General features: G+C 69.8%; 22 protein-coding genes. 8 read left to right on the top strand and 14 right to left on the bottom strand.

What is annotated here, in order from left to right; translation table 11 throughout:
- Nucleotides 1-25 precede the first annotated feature (25 nt).
- The 3 genes from L3Q67_RS45570 to L3Q67_RS45580 all read left to right on the top strand — a co-directional run bounded on the left by L3Q67_RS45570 (nt 26) and on the right by L3Q67_RS45580 (nt 3008).
- On the top strand, nt 26-1519 hold the full coding sequence (locus L3Q67_RS45570; RefSeq protein ID WP_499191826.1) for a relaxase family protein: 1494 nt from the start codon (nt 26-28) through the stop codon (nt 1517-1519).
- Nucleotides 1520-1920: 401 nt separating this feature from the next.
- The gene (locus L3Q67_RS45575; protein WP_499191827.1) at nt 1921-2079 is read left to right on the top strand and encodes a hypothetical protein; all 159 of its coding nucleotides are present in this window, start codon (nt 1921-1923) and stop codon (nt 2077-2079) included.
- Nucleotides 2080-2696: 617 nt separating this feature from the next.
- A complete protein-coding gene (locus L3Q67_RS45580) occupies nt 2697-3008 on the top strand; it encodes a hypothetical protein (RefSeq protein WP_499191828.1) in 312 nt (103 codons plus the stop codon).
- 10 nt (nt 3009-3018) lie between these two features.
- On the opposite strand, the gene L3Q67_RS45585 is transcribed toward L3Q67_RS45580, so the two are convergent.
- Nucleotides 3019-3348 carry a hypothetical protein gene (locus L3Q67_RS45585; protein WP_499191829.1) on the bottom strand — a complete coding sequence of 110 codons (330 nt, stop codon included), beginning with the start codon at nt 3346-3348 and terminating at the stop codon, nt 3019-3021.
- 154 nt (nt 3349-3502) lie between these two features.
- Here L3Q67_RS45585 and L3Q67_RS45590 point away from each other — a divergent pair, with 154 nt between their 5' ends.
- Nucleotides 3503-3937: a hypothetical protein gene (locus L3Q67_RS45590; RefSeq protein ID WP_499191830.1), complete on the top strand. Its 435-nt coding sequence runs from the start codon at nt 3503-3505 to the stop codon at nt 3935-3937.
- 190 nt (nt 3938-4127) lie between these two features.
- Here L3Q67_RS45590 and L3Q67_RS45595 read toward each other — a convergent pair whose 3' ends face one another.
- Nucleotides 4128-4586: a hypothetical protein gene (locus L3Q67_RS45595; protein ID WP_499191831.1), complete on the bottom strand. Its 459-nt coding sequence runs from the start codon at nt 4584-4586 to the stop codon at nt 4128-4130.
- 79 nt (nt 4587-4665) lie between these two features.
- On the bottom strand, nt 4666-5430 hold the full coding sequence (locus L3Q67_RS45600; protein WP_499191832.1) for a hypothetical protein: 765 nt from the start codon (nt 5428-5430) through the stop codon (nt 4666-4668).
- 148 nt (nt 5431-5578) lie between these two features.
- Here L3Q67_RS45600 and L3Q67_RS45605 point away from each other — a divergent pair, with 148 nt between their 5' ends.
- On the top strand, nt 5579-6190 hold the full coding sequence (locus tag L3Q67_RS45605) for a GNAT family N-acetyltransferase (RefSeq protein ID WP_499191833.1): 612 nt from the start codon (nt 5579-5581) through the stop codon (nt 6188-6190).
- A 580-nt stretch (nt 6191-6770) separates the two neighbouring features.
- On the opposite strand, the gene L3Q67_RS45610 is transcribed toward L3Q67_RS45605, so the two are convergent.
- The 8 genes from L3Q67_RS45610 to ligD form a co-directional block, all read right to left on the bottom strand.
- The gene (locus L3Q67_RS45610) at nt 6771-7067 is read right to left on the bottom strand and encodes a DUF6355 family natural product biosynthesis protein (RefSeq protein WP_499191834.1); all 297 of its coding nucleotides are present in this window, start codon (nt 7065-7067) and stop codon (nt 6771-6773) included.
- Between the two features lie 888 nt (nt 7068-7955).
- Nucleotides 7956-8948, bottom strand: coding sequence for an RNA polymerase sigma factor (locus tag L3Q67_RS45615; RefSeq protein ID WP_499191835.1), 993 nt, complete (start codon nt 8946-8948; stop codon nt 7956-7958).
- A complete protein-coding gene (locus L3Q67_RS45620) occupies nt 8945-9157 on the bottom strand; it encodes a hypothetical protein (protein ID WP_499191836.1) in 213 nt (70 codons plus the stop codon). Before L3Q67_RS45620 ends, L3Q67_RS45615 begins: the two co-directional genes overlap by 4 nt.
- Before the next feature lie 95 nt (nt 9158-9252).
- Entirely contained in the window at nt 9253-9543 is a 291-nt protein-coding gene (yidD, locus tag L3Q67_RS45625) for a membrane protein insertion efficiency factor YidD (protein WP_499191916.1), read from the bottom strand.
- Between the two features lie 869 nt (nt 9544-10412).
- The gene (locus L3Q67_RS45630) at nt 10413-10682 is read right to left on the bottom strand and encodes a hypothetical protein (protein ID WP_499191837.1); all 270 of its coding nucleotides are present in this window, start codon (nt 10680-10682) and stop codon (nt 10413-10415) included.
- Between the two features lie 934 nt (nt 10683-11616).
- Nucleotides 11617-12354: a hypothetical protein gene (locus L3Q67_RS45635; protein WP_499191838.1), complete on the bottom strand. Its 738-nt coding sequence runs from the start codon at nt 12352-12354 to the stop codon at nt 11617-11619.
- Nucleotides 12355-13118: 764 nt separating this feature from the next.
- Nucleotides 13119-14597, bottom strand: a complete 1479-nt coding sequence (locus L3Q67_RS45640) for an RNA polymerase sigma factor (protein WP_499191839.1) — start codon at nt 14595-14597, stop codon at nt 13119-13121.
- A gap of 629 nt (nt 14598-15226) precedes the next feature.
- Entirely contained in the window at nt 15227-16237 is a 1011-nt protein-coding gene (gene ligD / locus L3Q67_RS45645) for an ATP-dependent DNA ligase (RefSeq protein ID WP_499191840.1), read from the bottom strand.
- A 372-nt stretch (nt 16238-16609) separates the two neighbouring features.
- Here ligD and L3Q67_RS45650 point away from each other — a divergent pair, with 372 nt between their 5' ends.
- Together L3Q67_RS45650 and L3Q67_RS45655 are read left to right on the top strand one after the other, a co-directional pair.
- On the top strand, nt 16610-16768 hold the full coding sequence (locus tag L3Q67_RS45650) for a hypothetical protein (protein ID WP_499191841.1): 159 nt from the start codon (nt 16610-16612) through the stop codon (nt 16766-16768).
- Complete coding sequence (locus L3Q67_RS45655) at nt 16765-16953, top strand: hypothetical protein (RefSeq protein WP_499191842.1); 189 nt, start codon at nt 16765-16767, stop codon at nt 16951-16953. Before L3Q67_RS45650 ends, L3Q67_RS45655 begins: the two co-directional genes overlap by 4 nt.
- Nucleotides 16954-17290: 337 nt before the next feature.
- Here the strand turns inward: L3Q67_RS45655 and L3Q67_RS45660 are convergent, their stop codons facing one another.
- The 3 genes from L3Q67_RS45660 to L3Q67_RS45670 form a co-directional block, all read right to left on the bottom strand.
- Nucleotides 17291-18358 (bottom strand): hypothetical protein, encoded by a 1068-nt coding sequence (locus L3Q67_RS45660; RefSeq protein ID WP_499191843.1) that lies wholly within the window; start codon nt 18356-18358, stop codon nt 17291-17293.
- A gap of 382 nt (nt 18359-18740) precedes the next feature.
- Nucleotides 18741-19505 carry a DUF6292 family protein gene (locus tag L3Q67_RS45665; protein ID WP_499191844.1) on the bottom strand — a complete coding sequence of 255 codons (765 nt, stop codon included), beginning with the start codon at nt 19503-19505 and terminating at the stop codon, nt 18741-18743.
- Nucleotides 19502-20263, bottom strand: a complete 762-nt coding sequence (locus L3Q67_RS45670) for a hypothetical protein (RefSeq protein ID WP_499191845.1) — start codon at nt 20261-20263, stop codon at nt 19502-19504. Before L3Q67_RS45670 ends, L3Q67_RS45665 begins: the two co-directional genes overlap by 4 nt.
- Nucleotides 20264-20354: 91 nt before the next feature.
- Between L3Q67_RS45670 and L3Q67_RS45675 the strand changes: the two genes are divergently transcribed.
- Entirely contained in the window at nt 20355-20699 is a 345-nt protein-coding gene (locus tag L3Q67_RS45675; RefSeq protein ID WP_499191846.1) for a hypothetical protein, read from the top strand.
- Nucleotides 20700-21135: the final 436 nt, after the last annotated feature.

Genomic DNA, 21135 nt, shown 5'->3' on the forward strand with positions numbered 1-21135 from the left:
TTTCGCGTTGTGCGCTGGTCCGGCCGTGATCGGCCGGGTGGTGCGCGGCTGGCGCGCTCGCGGCCTGCTGGTCTACCTGTTCGGTCCGGGCCGTCATCACGAGCACACCGATCCGCACGTGGTCGCGGTCTGGGACGGCTGTACCCGGCTGCACCAGCCGCGCGAGAGCTCGCCGGGGCGGTTCGACGTCGGCGCCCTGGCGGCCGCGCTCACCGCACCGGCCGCGGCCGCGGGCGTCCCGCAGAATCCGCCGCCGCCGCACGAGGGCCAGGACCCGCCGCAGGGCCCGGTGTGGCACTGCTCGCTCCGCGCCGCGCCGGAGGACCGGGAGCTCTCCGGCGACGAGTGGGCCGAGGTGGTGGCCGACGTGCTGGACCGCACCGGGATCGCGCCGCGCGGTGACCCGGGCGGGTGCCGGTGGGTCGCGGTACGCCACGCCGCCGATCACGTGCACGTCGCCGCGGTGCTCGTGCGCCAGGACACGCTGCGCCGCGTGCACCCGCGCCGGGACTACCACCGGGTCCGGGAGGCGTGCCTGGCCGCCGAGCAGCGCTACGGGCTGCGCCCGACCAGCCCGGCCGATGCCACCGCGCCGTCCGCGCCGTCCCGCGGCGAACGCGAGAAGGCCGCCCGCCAGCGACGGGGGCCGGAGTCGAGCCGAGAGCAGCTGCGCCACCTCGTGCGGACCGCGGCCGCCCGCGCCACCGGAACGGAGGAGTTCCTGGAGTTGCTGGCCGCCGATCCGGGCGTGCGGGTCCGGGCCCGCCGCTCGCCGACCGGAGACCTGACCGGCTACGCGGTCGCGTTCTTCGGCGACCGGGACCGGCGGGCGGCACCGGTGTGGTTCGGCGGGCGCACGCTGGCCGCCGACCTGTCCGCGACCGCGCTGGCCGAGCGGTGGGCCAGCGCGCCCAAGCCGGCGGCCCCGGCCAGCGTCCTCGCAGAGCGGCGCAGCGGCGCGTGGACGGCGGCGGCCGCGGCCGCCGAGCAGGCCCGCGCCGACCTCGCCACCGATCCCGCCGGGATCGCGCACGCCACCGGGGACCTGCTGCTGGTCCTGGCCCACGTCAGCGACCCGGCCGACCGGGCGCCGCTGGCGGCCGCGGCCGCCGAGTTCGAGCACGCGGCCCGCCACCCCGGGCGCGGGCAGCCCGCGACCTGGAGCCGGGTGGCCGCCGAACTGCGCACGGCGTCCTGGCGCCTGGCGCGCGTATCCGCCCGGCGCAGCACCAGCGCGGCCGCGGTGCTGGCGCTACTGCTGGCCGTGACGGCCCTGGTCGCCGAGATCGCCGCCTGGCGTACCCAGCAGCACCAGCCCGCCGCCGCCGCGGCCGCCGAGCGTGCCCGGTCAGCCCTGGCCGGGCACACCGCCCAGGTCGCCGAGTGGCACGCCGGTCAGCAGCAGCAACCCACGCCCGCAGCGGCCGCGCGGTACTCGCAGCAGCGACACCGGCTGGCGTTCCAGCGCCCCGCGGCGTACCGGCCCGCCACCGGAGCGCCCGGCCGGCCACGGCGATGACCTCGAGGCCGGGAGGAGGGCCACGTACGCGGCGCGGACACGATTTCGGCTCTGGTCGGCGGCGGTCGCTCCAATAAAACTCAGCAAAAATGCTTTACGCTCATTCCCCTGAATGTACTAACTGGGGTATTCGACCCACGCGTTTCGCAGGTTTTCCGCAACGTGGATGGAGCTACCCCGGCTTTGCGGGTATCTTCCTCGCAAGGCAGATCACAGCTGGTTCAGCTGTCCAGCGTTGTCCACCATCTCGGCGAGGGATCGGGATGGCGGATGCGTAGACCACCCCCGATCGGAGGTGCATCGTGGACAGCGAAGACCGCCGTCCTGCCCAGTCCCCGGACCCGTCCGGAGACGACCCCGAAGTTCCCCCGGCCCGCCCGGGGGAGGGGGGTGCCAGGTGGGTGACACTGCTCGAACGTGCGGCCAACCTGGCATCGGCTGTAACGGTGCTGGCCTGCCTATACGGCACGACGGCCCTGGCATGGATTGCCGGGGCCGCCGCTGTTGCCGGGTACCTGGGAGTGGTGATCGTTGGCGCGGTCCACTCCCGTCGCAAGTGATCGGATCGCCACCTCGGTGGTGACCTGATCACCCGGGCCGGTTCCTGGCATCCAGCCAGGAGCCGGCCTGCTTCGTGCTCGGCCCCTATCCCGTACGAACGTGAATCACGGGCGTGGATAAAGGCCGTTCGTTGAGACACTGTGCGACTTCGAGCGACCCATGTCAATCACGGGCATTCACTCGGCAGGGTGACGACTGCCCAGTTCGCGGAAACGGATGGCCGGAAAGAGCGGCACTCCGCTACCTTCCGCAAGGTCGACAATCTGTCGAGTGACACTCATTCCGGTGAGTAACACTTTTGGCGTGTCGATACCCAACAGAGTGATGCGTACTCCCACGCGGACGTTGAAAGTTCACCACTGGACGTTCTGCATGCGGAGATCCACGGAATGATCACTTTGGGATGGGCCACCTGTTGCGGTGGCGGTGACCAGCAGCGGAGAGCTGGCCCACACGCCGGGGTAACCCATTCGGCCTAGTGTGCTGGTGGGGGGAGGTCCGATGCGGTGGAATCCGGGAATATCCACGCTGACAGGGGGCCGTCGGACGCCTGTCGTAACGTGCGCGGTCGGTACGCCGACTGGCCACAGAGATGATCGAACAGCGAGGTGCCCCCATGGACGAGACCACCGTTGGCACCATCGTGCTGGGTGCGGTGACGCTGGGCTTCACCGTGCTGGTGTCGCGGTGGTGCGTGGTGCAGATGTGCCGCAGCCAGCGGCAGGTCGCCGTGCTGCAGCAAAAGCTGGGCAGCGCGAGCATGGCCGGCGCGGCGACGCTGTTCGAGACCGGGCAGCTGGACGAGGCCGCGGCCCTGGACGAGGTCGCCCGCCACTGCGAGGAGGCGGCCACCGCGCTGGAGACCATGGCTGACCGGTGGGAGCTGCGGCTCAGCCCGTGGCGCCGCATCGGCAGCCGGTCGGCGTAGCGAAGTCCGGCTACCGGCCCGCGTCCGTCAGTGCCGGTACCGGGAACAGCGCGGGCTGGGCGGGGTCGTCGAGCGCGCCGGTCAGGCGCAGGCACTTGCGGCAGCTGACCGGCAGCACGGTTGGGGTGATCTCCCCGCCGGAGCCGAGCCCGGACCAGCCCTGGTGGCAGGCCGGCGCGGGCAGGGTGAGGCCGTTGATCCAGTCGACCCAGATCACCGCGTGGGCGACGTCGGAGCGGCCGATGTGCAGCCGCGCCCCGCTGAACAACCGGTGCTGCTCGGCGGCGAAACGCTCCGGGTCGACCCGGGTCACCGGGAACAGCTCGATCGGTTCGCTCACCCGGCCAGTATGGCGCCGCGCACGGCCAGGCACAGCCTGCCCAGCTCGTGACACCGGCGTGGTATCGCACCTGCAGAACCGGACAAACCACCCAGCCTCCAGGGTGAAATTCGTGCTGAATTGCTGGTGACACGCTCCACTCACGATCAGCGGCATGGACATCGAAGAGACGCAGACATGCCCGAACTGCGGCGGCACCGGCGGCCACATCCCCGATGAGGACGAGTGCGGCACCTGCCAGGGCACCCGAGTCATCTCAGCGCCGAACCTAAGACCAGAAGCAGGCCTTGACGCCGCGCAGCCGCCAGATCCAGAATCCGCCTGCGGCTGTGCCGGGCTGATCGCCATCACGCCGGCGAAGCGCCGCACGGGGCGAGGGCCGAGGAATTCCCGTGCGATGCCGCCCATCGACCGGAACCAGCTCATGATCGAGCTGGATCTAACCCTCGGCGCTCAGCAGGGTGACGTGAGCAAGGCGGTCGCCTCCGCGATCCAATGCCCGGCGCCGGGGTGCGGCCACGACGTAGGCGCCGGCCTGGCGGGGCCAGCCGTGGGCTTCCTCGGCGAGCATGCGCGGATAGGTCGTTGAGGGCGCGCGCAAGGATTCGTCGCCGGCGATTCCAGGGGCAGGCGAACGTCACCACCGGCACGGTGCCGGGTCATTCTCGGCACCGTCGTTCACCTCGAGCCGCGATCGGTCACCGCTGGATCCGGTCGGAAGATGGCGTCGCGCCAGATCAGGGTGATGGGGCAGGACTGGGCGTCGCGGCGGGCGGCGGTCACGGTGATGCTGGGTCCGTGGTCGGGCAGCGAGAACGCGAAGCGGGTGGAGGGTGTGGTGGCGTCGAGGACGCCGGAGCCGAGCGGGCGGTCATCGGCGGCGATGGTCCAGGAAAGCGCGGCGTCGGCGCATTCCCATCGTTGTCCAGTTGCAGTTCGTGGCCCAGGAGGCGGTGGTGCGTGGTCGCGTCCGTGGTGAAGGTCGTGGCGATCTGCGCCCCGGGGTCCAGTGTCCAGCGCCAGTCGACGTGCTGCGAAGCGCAGGGGTAGTAGGTACACGCTGTTCCCTGCCAAAGTTCCCCGGGGAGCGTGCCGTGGGAGACGGTGAAATCGGACTTGGTGACGTCGTAGTTCAGGAACACCAGCAGGATCACCCCGCCGAGGACCGCCGCGGCCAGGAGGCTCGTGGCCACGGTCTGGAACCGGGCCTCCCGTTCGGGAGGCTGCGGCGTAGGCACAGTGTGACTGTGCGAGTCCGTTGGGTGTTTGTCCAGCCCGCCGGCGAGAAACTGCCAGGCCGCTGTCACAAGCTCGTGTTCAGCGGTGGGTTTGCCGGTACAGCTCGAGCAGCTGGTGTTCGCCGGCGGTTTCCAGGAGCAGCTCGACCAGCTGCTCGGCGGGCGGGAGTGCCTCGGCGGCCAGCGAGTGCGCGATTGCGGTGAGCGCGGAGGCGGGCATCGCGGAGACCGCGAGGCCGCGCACGAGCGCGGGGTAGCGGGTGCGGGTGAGCTGGTCGAAGGGCTTCAGCCGCTGCGGATCGGCCACGGGCGCGCTGGTGCCGTTGGCGTCGATGTCGATTCGCGTGGCCAGCACCTCGGGCGGGGGCGGGGGGCCGCCGACGATCCGGCGGATCCGGGCCAGGGTGTTCGGGCCGATATTGCGCTCGCGCAGCAGCACCTCGTCCGGGCAGGCCGCGACCTCCTCGCCGAAGGCGAATCCGGCGTTGGTGAGCTGCTTGAAGCCACGCACACCGCCCTCGGACTGGGGCAGGGCGCGGAACTGCGCGTGGTAGTCGGCCAGCGGGGTCCGGCTGGGCGGCATGGGCTGCAGCGACCATCCGGTGACCACGCCGGTGCCGAGCAGCTCGCGTAGCCGCTCGGCCATCGCGCTGGCGCCGATGACGTGCAGCACCCGCTGCGGCATCACCCGGCAGACCCGGGCCAGCCCCCACTGTCCCTTCGGGGAGCCTGCCCACTCCCACGGGTCCAGCCCGGAATGCCAGCCGTCGAACACCGAGCCGATCCGGCGCGCTTCCTCCTCCGGCGGCAGCGAGGACCACGGGGTTTCTCCGGCAGCAGACACGCTGTTCATCATCGGACACACCGCGACCTGCGCCCAGCACGCCACGCAGCGGCAGCGCAGGAAGGCGGGTCGGGACCTTCCCCGTCCCGACCCGCCTGCCAGCACAGACTAGCGCATAATCGCCCATATGTTCGACTCGGGTGGAGGTGTGTCGGGCACGCGCGGCGAGTTCGGGCGGCTGCGCTACCTGCGCCCGGGCACCGAGGTGCCGGCGCGGTGCCCGGCCGGGCACCAGCTCGGGGTGGCCGGGCCGAACAACGGCTGGTCCCACCTGCTGCGCCGCCACGAGTACTGCTGCGATCTGTGCCGGGAGCTGGGCTCGACCCGCTGGTCGTGGTGCCCGGTCGACGTGACCGAGCAGCACACCCAGGAAGCGGCCCCGCACACCGGCCTGGCCCTGGTGCAGGTCCCGCCGCCGCGCTGGGCCGGATCCGGGCAGCTGCGCCTGCAGCTGGGCGAGGGCACCGGCACGCCCGCGGTGCTGGGCACCGCCACCCTCGCACTGTGCTCGGTGGACCGGCGCGCGGTGTTGCAGGCCGTGGAGGTGAACGAGCGTTGGCGGCGGCGCGGCGTCGGGCGGGTCTTGTTGGCGGCGGCTGCCGCGCTGGGGACCGGCTACAGCTGGAGCACCCGGCCGATCCCGCGCGACCTCGCGGCGCGGGCGTTCTGGGCCCGGGTCGGGCCTGCCGACTGGCCGGCGCCCCCGGCGTACTGCAGTCACCAGCTCGCCCGCGGCCCGATCGCCGAAGAGCCCGGCTGATTCGGAGGGGCCGCGAGCCTGCGGGGAACGCGTGCGCATCCAGCCGACCACTCTGCTTGTATCGGATGGCGTTCCGGAGCCAGGAGCCAGCGTCGGCCCACGTCGTTTCTGGTCAGGGCGCTGCCGGTTCCTCCTGGCCGGTGACCTCGGTCCAGGAGGGGGAGGATTCCAGGGTGTGCAGCGGCACCACGCCGGGGTTTGGCCAGGCGGAGCGGATCACCGGGGCGCCGGCGGTAGACGATGCGCTCGTCGGTGAGGACCAGCCAGCGATCCGGGCTGTCGAAGAACTGGAAGATCCGGGGCACCGGCGAGGTCGTCGGGGTGATGTCGGGCTGGCTCCACGGCGCTGATCCTCATCCGCGGTATCGACAGCGCCGGGCAGCGCCGAGCCGGACAAGGCCAGCTTCACACCGTTGCCAAGTCACCGCAAACGGGGTGTTTTGCTGCGCTCGCGGGCTCTGGTCGCACGTGCATCCGCGCTTCCCGCTCTACGCATCGGCGTGTCTCCTGCGATATCACAGCTGGGACCCGGAGGTGCCTGCCGTGGTGCTTCCGGCAGGCACCTCCTCCAACGGTCAGCTCAGACCGGACAGATACCTGACTTGATGTAGTAGGCATGGTCGATATCGGCAGGGGTTCCGAGGTAGGTGCTCCGCTTGGACACCAACCTGCAGAAGTCGTTCTCCACGCCACCTCCCGCGCGGTCCACGCGAATGAGGATGGTCGTGGGAGAGTTGCAGTGCTCGTAGTACGCCCCGATGTGGTTCTCCCAGAAGCCGCACACCGCCTCCGGGGCCGCCTGCGCCGTGGCAGGCGCCATGATCCCACCGGCCAAGGCCAAGGCGGCGGTGATCAGTGACACTTTCGTCCGACTCATCGCATCTCCATTTCGGCATGGCGGAAACCGCAAGAAGAGTCAATCGCTCGTAGTGAGATTAAAGGATTAACCGGGAATTAAATTTGCTTCGACTTCATGGAAGCCAACCTTTGCCGAGTCATAACAAAGGCTCATCTTGCGGGCAGGGCGATATGCCTACTGTTCAGTCGGCACAGCTCTTCGCCAACCCATCTTCGCAGCTCAGCTGCTTTCCACGGGGGCGCGCTCATCCCAGTTGCCCGAATCATCTCCCCTCAAGCTCGACGTTGTTACCTCCCAGTATTCCGCCGAGTTCGTGTCGAGATCTATTCTCGACACGAAGGGATACTACGACCGTCGCTTGATCAAGTAAACGTTTACCCGAGTATGTCCGCGTGCATCACTCATTCGGGCGTGCGCCTGCCTTGGTGGGTGCAGTTTCAGTATTCCTATGTTGTCCGTACGGCGGTAACGCCTGTCCATGCCGCCAGGTGCACCCTTGGCCGAGTCACGAGATCGGCAGCACGCTTGCCACTCGCCACACCCTGGGGTGAAGACGCCGACCCAACCCCTTGATCAGCGGGGACACCACAACTCAGTTCGGCGCGACGCGCCTCGTCGCACCTTTCGTGGCGATCCTCGCGCGGCCGCCGCGCTGGGCACCGGCTACACCTGGTCCACCCGGCCGATCCCGCACGACCTCGCGGCGCGGGCGTTCTGGGCCCGGGTCGGGCCCGCCGACTGGCCGGCGCCCCCGGCGTACTGCAGCCATCAGCTCGCTCGTGCGCCGAGCACCGGCGAGTCCGGCTGAGCCGGGAGCGGGTCAGAGCGGCCGCCACCCGGGAACCGGCTCAGGCTGTCTCCTTTCGTGGAGGGGCCGCAGGGAGGCGTGCCGCCGGCCCGCGCTGGTCACTGTTCCCGCCGCTGTCTGCTTCGGATCAGCCACCAGAGCCGCCACCACGGGAACAGCGTCGCGCGATAGCAGCCGCGCAGGAACCGCTGAAGCTGTGCGAGCGGTCCTGGCCGCTGTGTGCGCGCCCGGGCGCGGTCTCGTCGCCAGTCGGCGTAGCGGGCCCACAGGTGCCAGATCCACAGGTAGCGGGCGGCGAGCCCGGCTGCGGCGAGCACCGGGACGCCGGCGGCGGCGAGCAGCACGGTGCGCTCGGTCCCGTCGAGCAGGAGGCCGACGCCGGCGGCGAGCACGCCGGGCAGGAGGGTGGCGAGCATGCTGATCAGGTCGGCGCGCCGCACCGAGCCGTGGACGTGCTCGGCGGAGGAGTCGGGGGCGTTGAGGTGGTCGGGCTGATCGTTGCCGTGCGGGGGAGGGCTGCTGTTCCACCACGTCGTCTGCTGGCCGTCGCCGAGCTGGAAGGGCACGGCGGAGCGCAGGAGTTCCCGGGCTCCGTGGACGTGGACGCGGGCGGTGGCTTTGCTGATGCCGAGCGCGTCGGCGATTTCGGCGAAGGTCCAGCGTTCCTGGAAGCGCAGGTGCGCGACCTGGCGTTGACGGTTGGGCAGTTCGCTGAGGGTGTGCCCGGCGATGATGGCGGCCGCGCCGACCTCGGGGGCGCAGACCGGGGTCATCGACGTCCACCGCACGGTTCGTCCGGAGGTGGTGGGAAAGTCGGCCCGCTGCCAGTCGGCCATGGCGTGCAGGTGCCGGCGGGCGACGGCGTAGAGCCAGGCGCGGGGCTGGCGGATGGTGTCCCAGTCGGCGGTGAGGGCGGCGTCGAACACCCGCTGGACGACGTCTTCGGCGCCCTCGGTCAGGTGCACGCGGCCGTGCATGGCCTCGGCGCGGCGCCGCACGAACTGGCAGAGCGGTTGGTAGAGCTCGGCGTAGGCCTCTTCCAGGGACTGCGGTTGCGCGGCCGCGCCGCCGGTGCCAAGTGTGTCGCTCACGCTCCGCTCCTTCCGCCGCTGGCTGTGGTGGCCTGCCAGGTGCTGCCGTCGGCGGCCCGCTCGGCGAGCGCGATCCCGGCGGGCAGCACGGCGGCCGCGGTCAGCAGCCGGGCACGGGCTCGCATCGTGTGTCGGTGGATCGCCGCGCGCACCACGTCGCACACGCTGCGGGCCACCACCATGATCATCATCTCTGTCTCCCAGGTCATCGGGTGCCGCTTTCCGGATCGCGGTCGCCGGCCGGGCGCGCGGCGACCTTGCACCGATCCAGTGCGGCGGGGCGGGCAGAACGTTTAGAGCCGGATCACAATTCGATGCGCCGGCGTCGTCGCCGTGCTGTCCACGACACCCGGCACGGCGGCAGGGAGCACCGGGGTGCCGGGTCGGGCACGGGATCCTCGCCACGCGGGACGCCGGGGCGGCAGCGCGCGAGCCGGCGCAGGGCCAGCACGGTGCCGCGCAGGGCGCCGTGCCGGGTGAGGGCTTGCTGGGCGTAGGCGCTGCAGGTGGGGGTGAATCGGCAGCCGGCCGGTAGCTGCGGGGCGAGCACCGCGCGGTAGAAGCGCACCCCGAGCAGCAGCACGCGCGCGGGCACGCTGGGCTGCGGTGCGGGGTGAGTGCCGTCCTCGAGGTGGCGGGCTCCCGGGCGCCGCAGCCACAGGTAGCGCAGGCCCAGGCCCGCGCCGGTCAGGGCCAGCACACCGCTGGTGAGTCCGAGCGCGGTCTGCCAGACCGAGCCGAGGATCAGCCCGGCGGCCGCGCTGAGCACGCTGACCAGGAGCGCGCTCAGCGCGCTGAACGGGTCCGGGGGCTGGCGGGGTCGGCGGCCGCGACGGTGCGGGGCGTGCACGGCGAACAGCGTCGTGTCCGATCGCGCCTGGGCGGCCACGAGCAGCGTGATCGCTTCGCTGGGATCGTGCCGCCCGGACTGCGGGGGCAGGCCGCGACTGCTGTGCGCGCGGGTGGCGGTTTCGCTGATGCCGAGCGCGTCGGCGATCTCGGTGACGCTCCAGCGTTCGCACCAGCGCAGGTAGCTGGCCTGGCTGCGGTGATCGGGCAGCTCGCACACGGCGTACGCGGCCACGATCGCGGCGAAGCAGACCTCGGTGACGCTGGTGCGGGTCGCCGCGGCCGCGGTCCAGGTCACCGCAGGGGCCAGGCTGGCGCCGGGTTCGGCGCGCTGACCATCGGCGATCAAGCGCAGCTGGTGGCCGGCGACGGCGTAGAGCCAGGTACGGGGCTGGGGGATGGCGTCCCAGCCGATGGCGAAGGCGGCATTGAACACCCGCTGTACCACGACGGTTTCCGCACCTTCGGGCAGGCGCACGCGGTCGTGCAGGGCGGTGGCGCGGCTGCGCACGAACCGGCACAGCGGCCGGAACAGGTAGCTGTAGGCCTCGTCGTAGGTGCGGGGGTGATACGGCGTGCCGGGAGTGGTGCCACGGACGGGCGGGGGAGCGGCGGTCACCAGAGGCGCCCGTTGTGCTGGCGCGGGACCTGGACGCCGGTGATCGGGTGCAGATAGCGCAGGTAGCAGCTGGTGCAGGGCACTCCGCGCTGATCCTCGATGAACTCGAGGTCGCCGCGGCGCAGCACCGTTTCGCACAGCGCGGTGGTCGTGCCGGTGGTGGTCCCGGCCTCCGCCGCGGGGATGTAATGGACCTCGCGGTCGGTTTCGCCGCAGGTGCGGCCGCTGGGCAGCATGGTGCCCGCGCGCAGTCGGACCGCGATCACCTGTGGGGTGCGCGTGCGCTGACGAGGCATAAACGAGGCGAGATTGAACGACATAACGCGAAACTTCCTCACTCGACCGTGTGATGAGTTGGGGGTAGTCCGCGCGCGGCGGTGGCATACTGCGTGACGCGCGGAGTTGACTCTCGTGCATGAATGGGAGCGGGGCCGCCCATGCGGCCGGCCCCGCCGAGCCGGTGCTGAGCCGGTCAGCTGATCAGGGTCACGACCTGATCAGCGACGGTGGCCAGCAGGGCCGTCGCGGTGACCGCGATCAACGCGATCACCGCGCACCCCTGCTGGCCTTCCTTCCGGTGTTTTCCGCTCATTGGGGTTCTCCTTCCTGTGCAGCGCGGGGCGCAGCTGCGCCCCGCAGGCTCTCGCCGGATGCGAGAGCGCGTCCTCGGCTGAGGCCCCGGTGGCCTGCGCGCGCCCAGGACAGCCAGGGGTGCGTCGGACGCGGCCGCAGGGCAGCGCACGCACCCGGTGCTGGTGTGGTTCCGCCGATTCCGGCATGAAGTTCTCCCATTCGATGAATTGTTTGGAAGGTGGCGATCTGCCATTTCCCAATTTATCCGGACGCTACGGGCTACGGAAGTAGGGGGTCCACCTTCCCAGTTCAACGGTCCTGCTGGAGCGACGAATGGCGTACGGGAACATGCGGACCGATCAGGCTGAAAAAACCATAAAAATCCTATTTCACTCCGCAGATCACTCCACGCGGAATTGGAATTCGTGGAGTGATCTGCGGAGTGAAACGTGGACTATTGGCCATACTGGCCCGTTTACTCCGCGCATCACTCCACAGACCACTCCACTGCCGACCTCGTCTACTCCCCGTCCATTCCCCGTTCACTCCCTGTTCACTCCCGCCGAGAGCGGCCAGCCTCCCGTGCCGGGGACACGGCACGGGAGGCTGGCGGGGTGTTGCGCGGTGTTAGGCGAGCTGGTCGTCCGCGAGCTGCCGAAGCTGTTCATACATCAGGTTCCGCACTTGCTCTCGCGAGAGCGCCGGGTGCTCCTTGGCCTGGGCGTCTTCGGCCATCTCCCACAACAGGGAGCCCTCCATGCTCGAGGTCATCTGCCGGTGCAGGTCGCGGGCGGCCTCGCTGCGCTGGGCCTTGGTCACGGCGCAGCGCAGCAACGTCTCCTTGTCCTCGAGCTGGCGCAGCAGCTCCATAAACGCCCGGTTCGAGATCGCGGAGATTTCCTTGAGCTTGCTGCGTTCCTCTGACCAGGTCGCCGACGCGGGCTTGTTCGCCTCACCGCTGGTGGCAGTCGCGGTGGTGTCGCCGGGGTGCCCCACCGTGATCAACCTGGTGGCCCGGTGGATGGCCGTCCGAATCGTGTCCGCATTGACCACCGGTGCTCTGACCCACCCCGGGCGCTCGACCGGTCCGGTATAGCCGTGCGGGGGGTGCCCGTAGGCCTGGACGAACGCTCCTGCGGCCAGAGCCAGCAGCGGTTCACGCTGCGCTTGCGGCAGGTAGGCGGCAAACAGCTCCTCGATCTCCGACCAGCGCGGTGCGCGGCGCGCACCGCGGCCGAGGAAGTCGGCCAGCCGCTTGCTCAAGCTCTGCTCGGTGTGATCGTGGGTCCAATGTCCTTCGTCCTTGGCGTGCGCGGCCAGTAGCATCCTGCTGACCTCGCGCATCGTCCCGGTCCGTCCTGCCACGACGAGCAGGGTGAGCAGCGAGAGCGTCCGTTTGCCACTGGACAGAGCCAGATTGCTGAACTCGGCAGTTGACGGAAGGCCGTCGACTGCGGCCCGCCCTCGCCGGCCGCGTGGCTGCGGTACCGACGACACGGGGATCGTAGGAAGGCCGTCGTCTCCAGCGGGAAACGGCGACGCGGGGTCTGAAGTGCCCTGTTCACGGGGCATCCTGTGGTCTTTCTGCAAAGTCCCCCACGGCGGACACCTTCGCATCTGGCCGCCGACCCGGCTCCGGGCCGGGTGGTCGTAGGGGATCAACGAATAGGTCGCTGCACCCTGGCCCGCGCTCACCTCCCGTACGCGGGCTCCCACGTCCGTCTGCCTGGGGCCTCCTCCTTCACTAATCGCCCCTCATCGCCAACACAGGCTGCCCGCACTCCCGACCCCTTCTCAGAGTGCGAGGAAAGGGGCGAGACTCCTCTCGCCCCTCCCAGCCGCTGGCGCCGTAATCTAGCTGTTATAGACAGGGTCAGCAATTCACCACGCCGAAGGAAAGCGGCGCTCGTGCGTGTTATCTAGTGGAGAAAAATGTTTCGTATCCTGCAAAAGGCTTAATGCTCCATCACTGGAATGGCGCAATGTCAACCCCTGTCGCGGGCCTTTACGTGCATCTCGCTATACCCACAGTTGACCCCGTACTCCCCGGCGTGCCGAAGTCCTCATCCCGGTTGCTGAGTGCGTGTCGGCCTGGTCAGCAGGCCCCGGCACGTGCGTCGTTACCCCGCTCACCGGGGCATCAGCTGCCAGGCGCGGCGGGTCCGGTTGGGGCCCAGCACGATGTGCAGCGGCGTGGTGAAGTGCCACTCGGGAGGCAGCGCGTGCCCGCCGCGCATCATCGAGTTGTGCAGCCGTTCAGAGACAAACACCGCCAGTGGCCCGCTGGAGCTGGTTGTGGAGGCCCTGACCGTGTCACTCTCGCTGATCCGGAGCAGATCGATGGCCAGCCGGCTGGAGAACGCCTTGGCTTTGACGTTGACCATGTCCACATCCAGCAGTACCCGCAGCTGCAGCTGGTCGGCACATCGAACGTTGTCTTCGATCAGGTGCCGGTGGATGCGCAAGGCCAGCGCGGCGGCGAACCCCGGGCGCCATGCCTGCACCGGCACAAAGGTCATCAGGGAGTCGCCGGTCCACGTGGTCAGCGCTTGCTCCGGCAACACGACGTCGACCAGCGCCCGCAGGCGGCACCGGGCATCTTCCTGATCGCGAGGACTGCGTCGCGCGAAGCGAGCGACGTCGAACACCGCGGCGATCATCTCGTCCGCGCCGTGCTGAAGCGGTTGTTCCTGCACGACGGTACTGAGCTTGTCCAGCAGGTTGACGACGGCTTTGGTGCTCAGGCCCAGGCGGACTGCCAAGCTCTGGCGGGCATGGCAAAGGTTGACCCGCGCCGTGTTCGGCGTTACACCGAGCTGCTGGGCGATCTGTTTGGGCTGCATGCCGGAGTACACGTTGTAGTTGAGAACCTCCCGCTGACGATCGGGAAGCCGCTGGATCGCATTCTCGATCATCGATTCTTCGATCACTGACTGATGCGGATCGGCGATGATCATCCTGGGGGGTGGGCTGTAGTGCTCCCAGGCGGTGCCGCGCAGCAACCGCGATACCCGATCGCGAACTCCTTCCACGCGCGAGGACTTGACCTGCAGCGACTTGATGACCTCCGAGGAGCTGTACTCCTCGGCCAACAGGCCCACCACCCGCCAGTCAGCCTCGGACAACCCTCTTCTCAAGTACTCCAGGAGGGCCGCCCGATTCACCAGCGCCCCGGGATCGCTCGCCGCTGGCGCGGGCACCGTCGCCAGCGCGTCGGACTGATCGATCGGATCCAGAAGTACTTCCCACTGGGTGTGCTCAGCCGCTTTGGCGAGATACCGCCGCGCGACGGTGATCAGCCACGACAGCACCTGCCCTGGATCATGCAAGGTCTGTGCTGCCTGGCTGAGCTCGATGTAGGCGTACTGCACCGCGTCTTCGATCTCCATGCGAGACCGCGCGGGCATTCGCTTGTGCAGCACTGTCATGACCGCGGGAAGCGTCAGCGCGCGCATCTCTGCGAACGCCAGCTCATCCCCGGCGGCGGCGAAGCGGCGGATCAGGTTGCCGCGGTGATCGACCCTGATCGCCAAGGCGCTAGCCATCGGCGACCGCCTGCCGGCCTGCGCCAGCCGCCAGGCGAGGCAGCGGGTACGTCCGCCTTCCATCGGCCTCAGCTGGCCTCAGTGATGCGCAGACAGCACTGTTACGAGAGAAAAGGCGGCCTATCCGGCCGCCTCGCGCACGAGACACGGAAGCTCCTGTTGATGTGGCGCTCCGCCACCCCTGCACTCCGGCCAGAAGTTCGAAATGACGAAACACGCGTTCCAGGGCCCCGAGTCTGCCTGACAGGCCCGACGTGGACGCTAGTCAAGCGCACCCAGCCTTAATGTAATGAGCATCACGGCGCGCGCGATCATGGCATGCCCCGCATGAGGCGTGCCCTCGCCAAAGATCAACATCTCGTCGTGGGAATCTCTCGCAAAGCCGCATCCAGGGCCCAAAAGGTCCCACTTTAGTGATCTGAATCACTTTAACTTAATGAGGGATCACCCATTCGGTGCGCACTACTAGTTACGCGAAACCTCGCTAAGCAAATACATGTGAGGTTTCGTGGACGGGCAACTCCCCGTTGATGAGGTCCCGCCGCCCCTGCACTCCGGCCAAGAGACGCGTTCGAGGCGGCGGGACCAACCTCTCGTTTCCCCTCCGCTACCCCGGCGGGGGCGTGACCAGCCTCGGGACGAAGCCCGCCTGTCCGTGCTAGCTACGCGGGCGTCGGCCGCGCTCGTGGTGTTTACGGCGTCGGTGGCACGCCCGACACGGCCGGGACCACGATGTGGTCGAAGTCGATGTCCCAGCGCAAGCCGCGGAAGCTGGTGTGGCGCAGCCGCTGGTCCGGGGTGAAGGTGCGGTAGACGACATCGCAGGCCAGTTGCGGGGCGACCCAGTGCACGCCGCGCGCCCGGTCGCGCGGCACCTGGTCGGCGAACGGGCTGCGGCGTCGTTCGAGCGGGCGGAGCCGGTCGAGCAGGTCGTCGAGGGTGGCGTCGGTGAAGCCGGTGCCGACGTCGCCGATGTAGACCAGGTCGCCGGCGGGGTTGTGGGCGCCGAGCAGCAGCGCGCCGAGCCGGTCGGTGCGCTGCCCGGAGCCGGGGCGCCAGGCGCCGATCAGGGCGGTGTGGCTGTGGAACAGCGCGTGCTTGCGCCAGTCCGCCGAGCGCCGGCCGGGTAGATAGCGGGAGCTGACCTTCTTGGCCACGATCCCCTCCATCTGCGCGTCGATGGCGGCCTTGAGCATGTCGTCGGGGTCAGCGTCGGCGTAGAACGGCGGGATCATCACCCGCCCGCCGGGAGGGAGGGCCAGGTCGTCGAGCTGCGCACGCCGCTGCTCGTACGGCGCGGCCAGCAGCGAGTCGCCGCCGAGCTGGAGCAGATCGAAAGCGAAGAAGTGCACCGGCACCGCCTGGGCGAGCCGGGCGGTGCCGGTGCTGGTGCGGCGGCGCTGCAGGCGGCCGAACTCGGGGCGGGCGTGTTCGTTGAGCGCGACGATCTCTCCGTCGAGCACCGCGGCCTGCCCGGCCAGCGGTTCGCGCAGCGTCCGGGCCAGCTCGGGGAAGTAGCTGGTCAGGTCGTTGCCGTTGCGGCTGGTCAGCCGGGTGGTGCCGTCCGGCGCGACCGTCATGCACGTCCGCCAGCCGTCCCACTTCCACTCGAACACCCAGCCCGGGTCGGACGGCAGGGTGCGGGCGTCCTCGGCCAGCATCGGCGGCACCGCCACCGGCACCTCGCTCGCCCGCTTGCCCACCTCGGCCCTCCTCGCCGCCGTCGTGTCCAGTGTGGACGGCAGCCGGGAACAGCGCAGGTCAGGGCACGGTCTGTGCCGCAACGAGCACCATCCGTGCGTCACCCGGGCGGTGGCCGGCGCCCTGGGTGAGCAGGATGTGACACCGGGCGGGTGTGCGGCGATGGAACTGGCATGAGGCACGGGCGCGGAAGGTTCGCCGATGATCCGGTGGTCGACGCTGCCCTGATCGTGTGGCTGGACCACCTGCCCCGTCCTCGCCGTCCTGCAACGGCGAGGTCGTCGGCACCCACACGGCTGCCGATGATCACTGAACCGGGTCGCCTCGCGCGTTTTCCTGACCACGAGAGGGCAGGGGGCCGCAGGCTGGAGGGCATGAGCACGCCGATGGATCACGACGCCGCCGACCGGATCAGCGCGGCCGCCGACCGGGATCCGGACTCGCCGACCGCGACCAGCGGATTCGATGACCGAGCCCAGCACGCCGCCGAGCGCAACACCGCCGTCGACGATCCCGACGACGACTTCCTGTGACCACCCCGGCGACCTCAGGTGTCGTGCGCGTGGCCGCCTGCGGCGGTCGCTGCTGGCTGTGCGGACTCCCCGCCGTGTCCGGCGAGAAGCTGCCCGGCCGCCGCCACAAGGTCCGGCTGCTGTGCCGCCGGCACGACCAACTCGTCTTCGGCACCACGCCCGAGCCGCCACCGGTGTCCTGCTGAGACACCGTCGCCGGGCGAGCGCTCCTCGAACTTCTTCTCCGCGGTCTTTTCGCCCTGCTTCTCTGGGTTCCTGCTAGAGCGGCAGCCCCAGACAGCCGGTTTGCCGCAGGTCGTAGTCGTGGGCATGTTTCCCGGGGTGCCCGCGACATCAGGGGATCGAGCGATCGTCACGCACGTGAAGGTGGTGCCGAGGTCGCCGTGGGGGTCCCCGGGTTGGCATCGGCGGGACTGCCGCTCGCATCGTCTTCTGGGGCTCCGGATACTACGACGACCCCAACTGGGCGGAACTGGACGCGGGTGGTGCCCGCGCCGGTCACACGGCGATGGTGACGCGTGCTCAGACGACCACGCCGGAGAGCGCCTCGAGAGCGGTTTTCGACCATTCTGTGGCCGTCTCGGTCGCGCCAGCCGAGTACCCGGCGGCCAGCGGGGCGAACACGCCTTTGAGCACGTTGAGGCACTTGCGCAGCTTCGACTTCTCCGGCTCGGGCTGGGTGATCTCGGCCAGGGCTTCCTGGGCGGCTTCCTCGGCATCGGCCCGGTCCTGGTCGGGCAGGCCGACCGCGGGCAGGCTCTGCAGCAAGTCGGTGATTAGCCGGGCCAGCTCCTCGTAGCCGGGGGCCACGGGGCTGGTGTTGTGCTGCTGGTTCTGGGTTATGTGCTGGGCGTTCCAGGCGATCTGCGCATGGGTCATGTCGCCCTGGAGTACCGGTCCGTTGTAGTTGACCGTGGTGCCCAGGGTGGGTAACCCGGTTTCGACGGGCACGCGGATCGGCCCCTGCTTGTCGAACTCGGCCTGGATCCCGGCGAACAGCCCCTGGATGCCCTGCCTGTTGATCCCGTCGTCGTCGGTCATGGAGTCCTCGTCGCTGCGGCCGGTGAGAAGGCGGCGAACATCGCCGCCGTGGTAGAGCAGGCAATCCCTGCCGCGGGCCGTGAGCTGGGGCTGGATCGTGCCGTTCGGGGCCTCGTCCACCGGTAGCGAGGTGATCAGGCCGGATTCGTCGAGGTACTCAGCTTCGCGGGTGACCTCGTCCTCGGTGAAGACGGCGTCCTCGTACTGGACCTGATCGCTGGCCAGGAAGTTATTCCAGTCGATGTTCTGGCCGTGGTGTTCCAGCCAGGCCAGCATGCGCCGGCGTAGCTCGGTCAGGCGCCGCGCCGGGCGCGAGGCGAGCAGGCGCTGCGCCCGTTGGCGGCCGCCCCCGGTCAGCGTGCTCTCGATCGCGCCACCGCCGGAGAATGAGTTCGTCACCAGGCCCTGCTCGCCCAGGTACTCGGCGAGCTGGAATGCGTCGTCATCCCCGAGGCCGCGGCGGGCCAGGACGTCATTGATCTCGCCAGGTCCGTGCTCTTCCAGGTGCATGAGCAGGGCGTGGCCGTGTTCGTCGAACGGCGTGACCATCGAGGCCTCGCCCCCCTTTCCGCGAGCCGTGACCGGGACCTGACCGGCGTCGCGGTCGCCGGTGACCGCTCATCGTGCCACACCGCTGACCTGGTGTATGGCCGAATCGCGGGGCCGCCGGGGCCCGGCACGGCCGGTCGGGAGGAACGGTCTACCCCATGCGATAAGCAGTCGAATCTTCACTGGCTCGGGTGCTCAGACCGTCCTTCGGAGCACCGGAGTCTTCGCCGGGACACCGTGACCCAGTTGGTCACGCGGCACCGACAGCGCCGTGCCCGAGACGGCAAACAGGCATTTGCGGTGCTTAGGAGTTCGCGCTTAGGAGTGCGCGTCGTCGGCCGAGCTGACTCACCTGAGAGACGCCATTCGCGCTGATCCGGTGCTAGTTGTGGCCGTGCGCGGCGCGGTGGAGCTGCCCGGCCAGGTCGTCGTCGGCGTCGTGGCGGCGGTATTCGGGGTCTGGCTCGTTCATCCCCCTGGTGTGGAAGATCAGGCGGTCGACCAGGTCGACCATCTCCGCGGGGGTGGGCAGCAGTTTGCCGCCGAAGCGCACGGCCCACAGGAAGCCATCGAGGTCGTCGGGGTTCTCGATGCCGTAGCGCCACCCGGCGGTCGCGTTCCAGTCCAGGCAGATCCGCTCGGTGTACCCGGCGTGGAGGCACTGGGCGTGGTCGAACTCGAGGTAGATGCTGGGCTCGTCGCCGGTGGTGCTGACGTGGCCGATGATGATGCCCTCGGCGCGCAGGGCGTCGACGACCGCGTGCGCGTACGGCCCGAGAGCGCCGGCGTCGCCGATCCCGGCCGCCGGATCGTCCGGCGCGCCTTCGTCGTACGGGGCGCCCGCGAAGGGCAGGCCGTCGAGCCCGCGGATCGTGGGAGGGGCCGGCCGCACGTACATGTGCGCGTCGCGGGTGTGGCCTTCGCAGAACCGCGCGGTCACGCCGTCGGCGAAGCTCAGCTCCGCCCAGACCGGCTCGGGGCACGGTGTGTCGAGCCGGTCATAGTCCCAGGTCCGCTCACATCCGAGGGCGGTGCACCAGGTCGTGCCGGCGCTCGAGCGCAGAGATCGGCCGTGCTCGGGGCGGATGCCCCCCGAAACCCCGCACGGTGTCGGCTCGGCGGCCGGGTGCCCTGCCGGGGTGCTCATCGTGTCGCGCCCCTCAGCGCGTGCTCGACCAGGTGCAGAAGCGCCTCCTGCCGAGTTCGCCACGGGCCGCCGGCGACCGGGAGGAAGTCCGGGGTGCTCGCGGTCCACTGGCGGGCACGGCCGGGAACGGGTTGGACGAACCCGATGGTTCTCGGCGAGGTGGCGTCTCCGGCCAGCACACGCCGGGCCCGGGTGATCTCGTCGGCGGTCGTGTCCAGCCGGACGGTGTCGGGGTCGAACACCGTGGCCGGTCCCGGGGCAGGCACGGTTGCTGGCGACGGTTCTTCCTGCTCGGGGGCGGCGGTGTTTGCGGGCTCGTCGTCGAGCACAGCCCGCGCGCGAGCGGCGTCGTGGTACTCGGGCAGGACCCGCTCCTGGGTCTCGATCTGGCGCTGGTACCAGTCGTGCGCGCCCTGCTTGCTCACGCCCAGCGCCTCGCCGATCTCGCTCCAGGTAGCCCCGGCCTCGCGCGCCTCGCGTATCACCGTCCAGCGCCTCCCGGTCAGCAAGTCCACCAGGCGACGGTTGGCCTGCAGCGCCTGAAGCGCGCTCATCGCGGGCAGTTGCTCGAGTTCCCGGCTCCAGGTGTCGAGCATCGTCGGGTCGATGCCCTGGGAGGTGCCGAGTTCGAACGCCTGCCGGGTGGTCCGGCGCTCGTGGTACAGGCGCCACAGCTGCCAGTACTCCCGCTCGTCGGCCGTCACCGCCGCCAGCACCGCGTTCGCGTCCAGGTCCGGCGGATAGTCGCCCAGAATCATCCGTCAAGAAAACTTGACGCCTTGGCTCCCGTCAAGCTTCCTTGACGAGGCCACCCGTTTGGCGGGTCACCAGCACCCGGAGGATGTGGGCGTGGAAGCGGAACTGGCGTTTCGGCGGTCGGGTCACGACGATCCGACCGATGAGCAATGGCTGAGGCTGCTGGTCGGCGGCCGCGAGGTCGGCGCCGTGCTGTATCACGTGTGCCCGGTGTGCCGGACCGCGCTGCTGCACGAGATCGGGATCGAGGACGACTTCCAGCATCACGGGTACGGCACCCGCGCGATCGAGGTGCTGCGCACCGATTTTCCGGGCTACCGCTGGACAACCACGCCTCAGAAGACCCGAAGCCGCCCGTGGTGGCAACGGCTGCAGCAGTCCTACCCCGGCGAGTACCAGGCCGGGCGAACCTGCCCGCACATCGCCGCGCAGCTGTAAACCCGCGAGGTGCGCAGGGGCCTGCCGGATCTACCAGGAGCGCATGCGCAGCACCGCAGCCGAGCCAGTCGGTTGATCGGTCTTCCGGCCCAGATCGGTTACAAGGTCAGGTGTCTGTGGGAGTTTGTTCTTGCTGAGCTGCACGCCAGGCATCGATGAGGTCTCTCTTCCACCCCTTGGGCGGAGGCCACGCCACACCCCAGGCGGCAAGTTGAGCACGAGTGAAGCCCCCGGCAGGGGTGCGCGCGGCTTCGATCTCCTCTGGGGATGGCAACGATGGCATGTTTTCGTTAACGCGTCGCGCTGCGTACTCGTTCCGCACGGTCGAGCCTGGCCAGCATCTACGGCGCACTGGCCGAACACGAGAAACGACGGAAGTCCCCCAACGCCGTCGACCAGGCCCACGCTGAGGGTCCCCGACAGCGGGCTCTCGACC

Source organism: Saccharothrix sp. AJ9571, from assembly GCF_021725495.1.
Taxonomy (GTDB): Bacteria; Actinomycetota; Actinomycetes; order Mycobacteriales; family Pseudonocardiaceae; genus Amycolatopsis; species Amycolatopsis magusensis.

What these genes read in the sequence shown, in the direction of transcription:
- L3Q67_RS45580 (WP_499191828.1), top strand. Translation starts at nt 2,697, where the DNA reads ATGGACGAGACCACCGTTGGCACCATCGTGCTGGGTGCGGTGACGCTG.
- L3Q67_RS45590 (WP_499191830.1), top strand. Translation starts at nt 3,503, where the DNA reads ATGGACATCGAAGAGACGCAGACATGCCCGAACTGCGGCGGCACCGGC.
- L3Q67_RS45610 (WP_499191834.1), bottom strand. Translation starts at nt 7,067, where the DNA reads ATGAGTCGGACGAAAGTGTCACTGATCACCGCCGCCTTGGCCTTGGCC.
- L3Q67_RS45620 (WP_499191836.1), bottom strand. Translation starts at nt 9,157, where the DNA reads ATGACCTGGGAGACAGAGATGATGATCATGGTGGTGGCCCGCAGCGTG.
- L3Q67_RS45640 (WP_499191839.1), bottom strand. Translation starts at nt 14,597, where the DNA reads ATGGAAGGCGGACGTACCCGCTGCCTCGCCTGGCGGCTGGCGCAGGCC.
- L3Q67_RS45650 (WP_499191841.1), top strand. Translation starts at nt 16,610, where the DNA reads ATGAGCACGCCGATGGATCACGACGCCGCCGACCGGATCAGCGCGGCC.
- L3Q67_RS45660 (WP_499191843.1), bottom strand. Translation starts at nt 18,358, where the DNA reads ATGGTCACGCCGTTCGACGAACACGGCCACGCCCTGCTCATGCACCTG.
- L3Q67_RS45665 (WP_499191844.1), bottom strand. Translation starts at nt 19,505, where the DNA reads ATGAGCACCCCGGCAGGGCACCCGGCCGCCGAGCCGACACCGTGCGGG.
- L3Q67_RS45670 (WP_499191845.1), bottom strand. Translation starts at nt 20,263, where the DNA reads ATGATTCTGGGCGACTATCCGCCGGACCTGGACGCGAACGCGGTGCTG.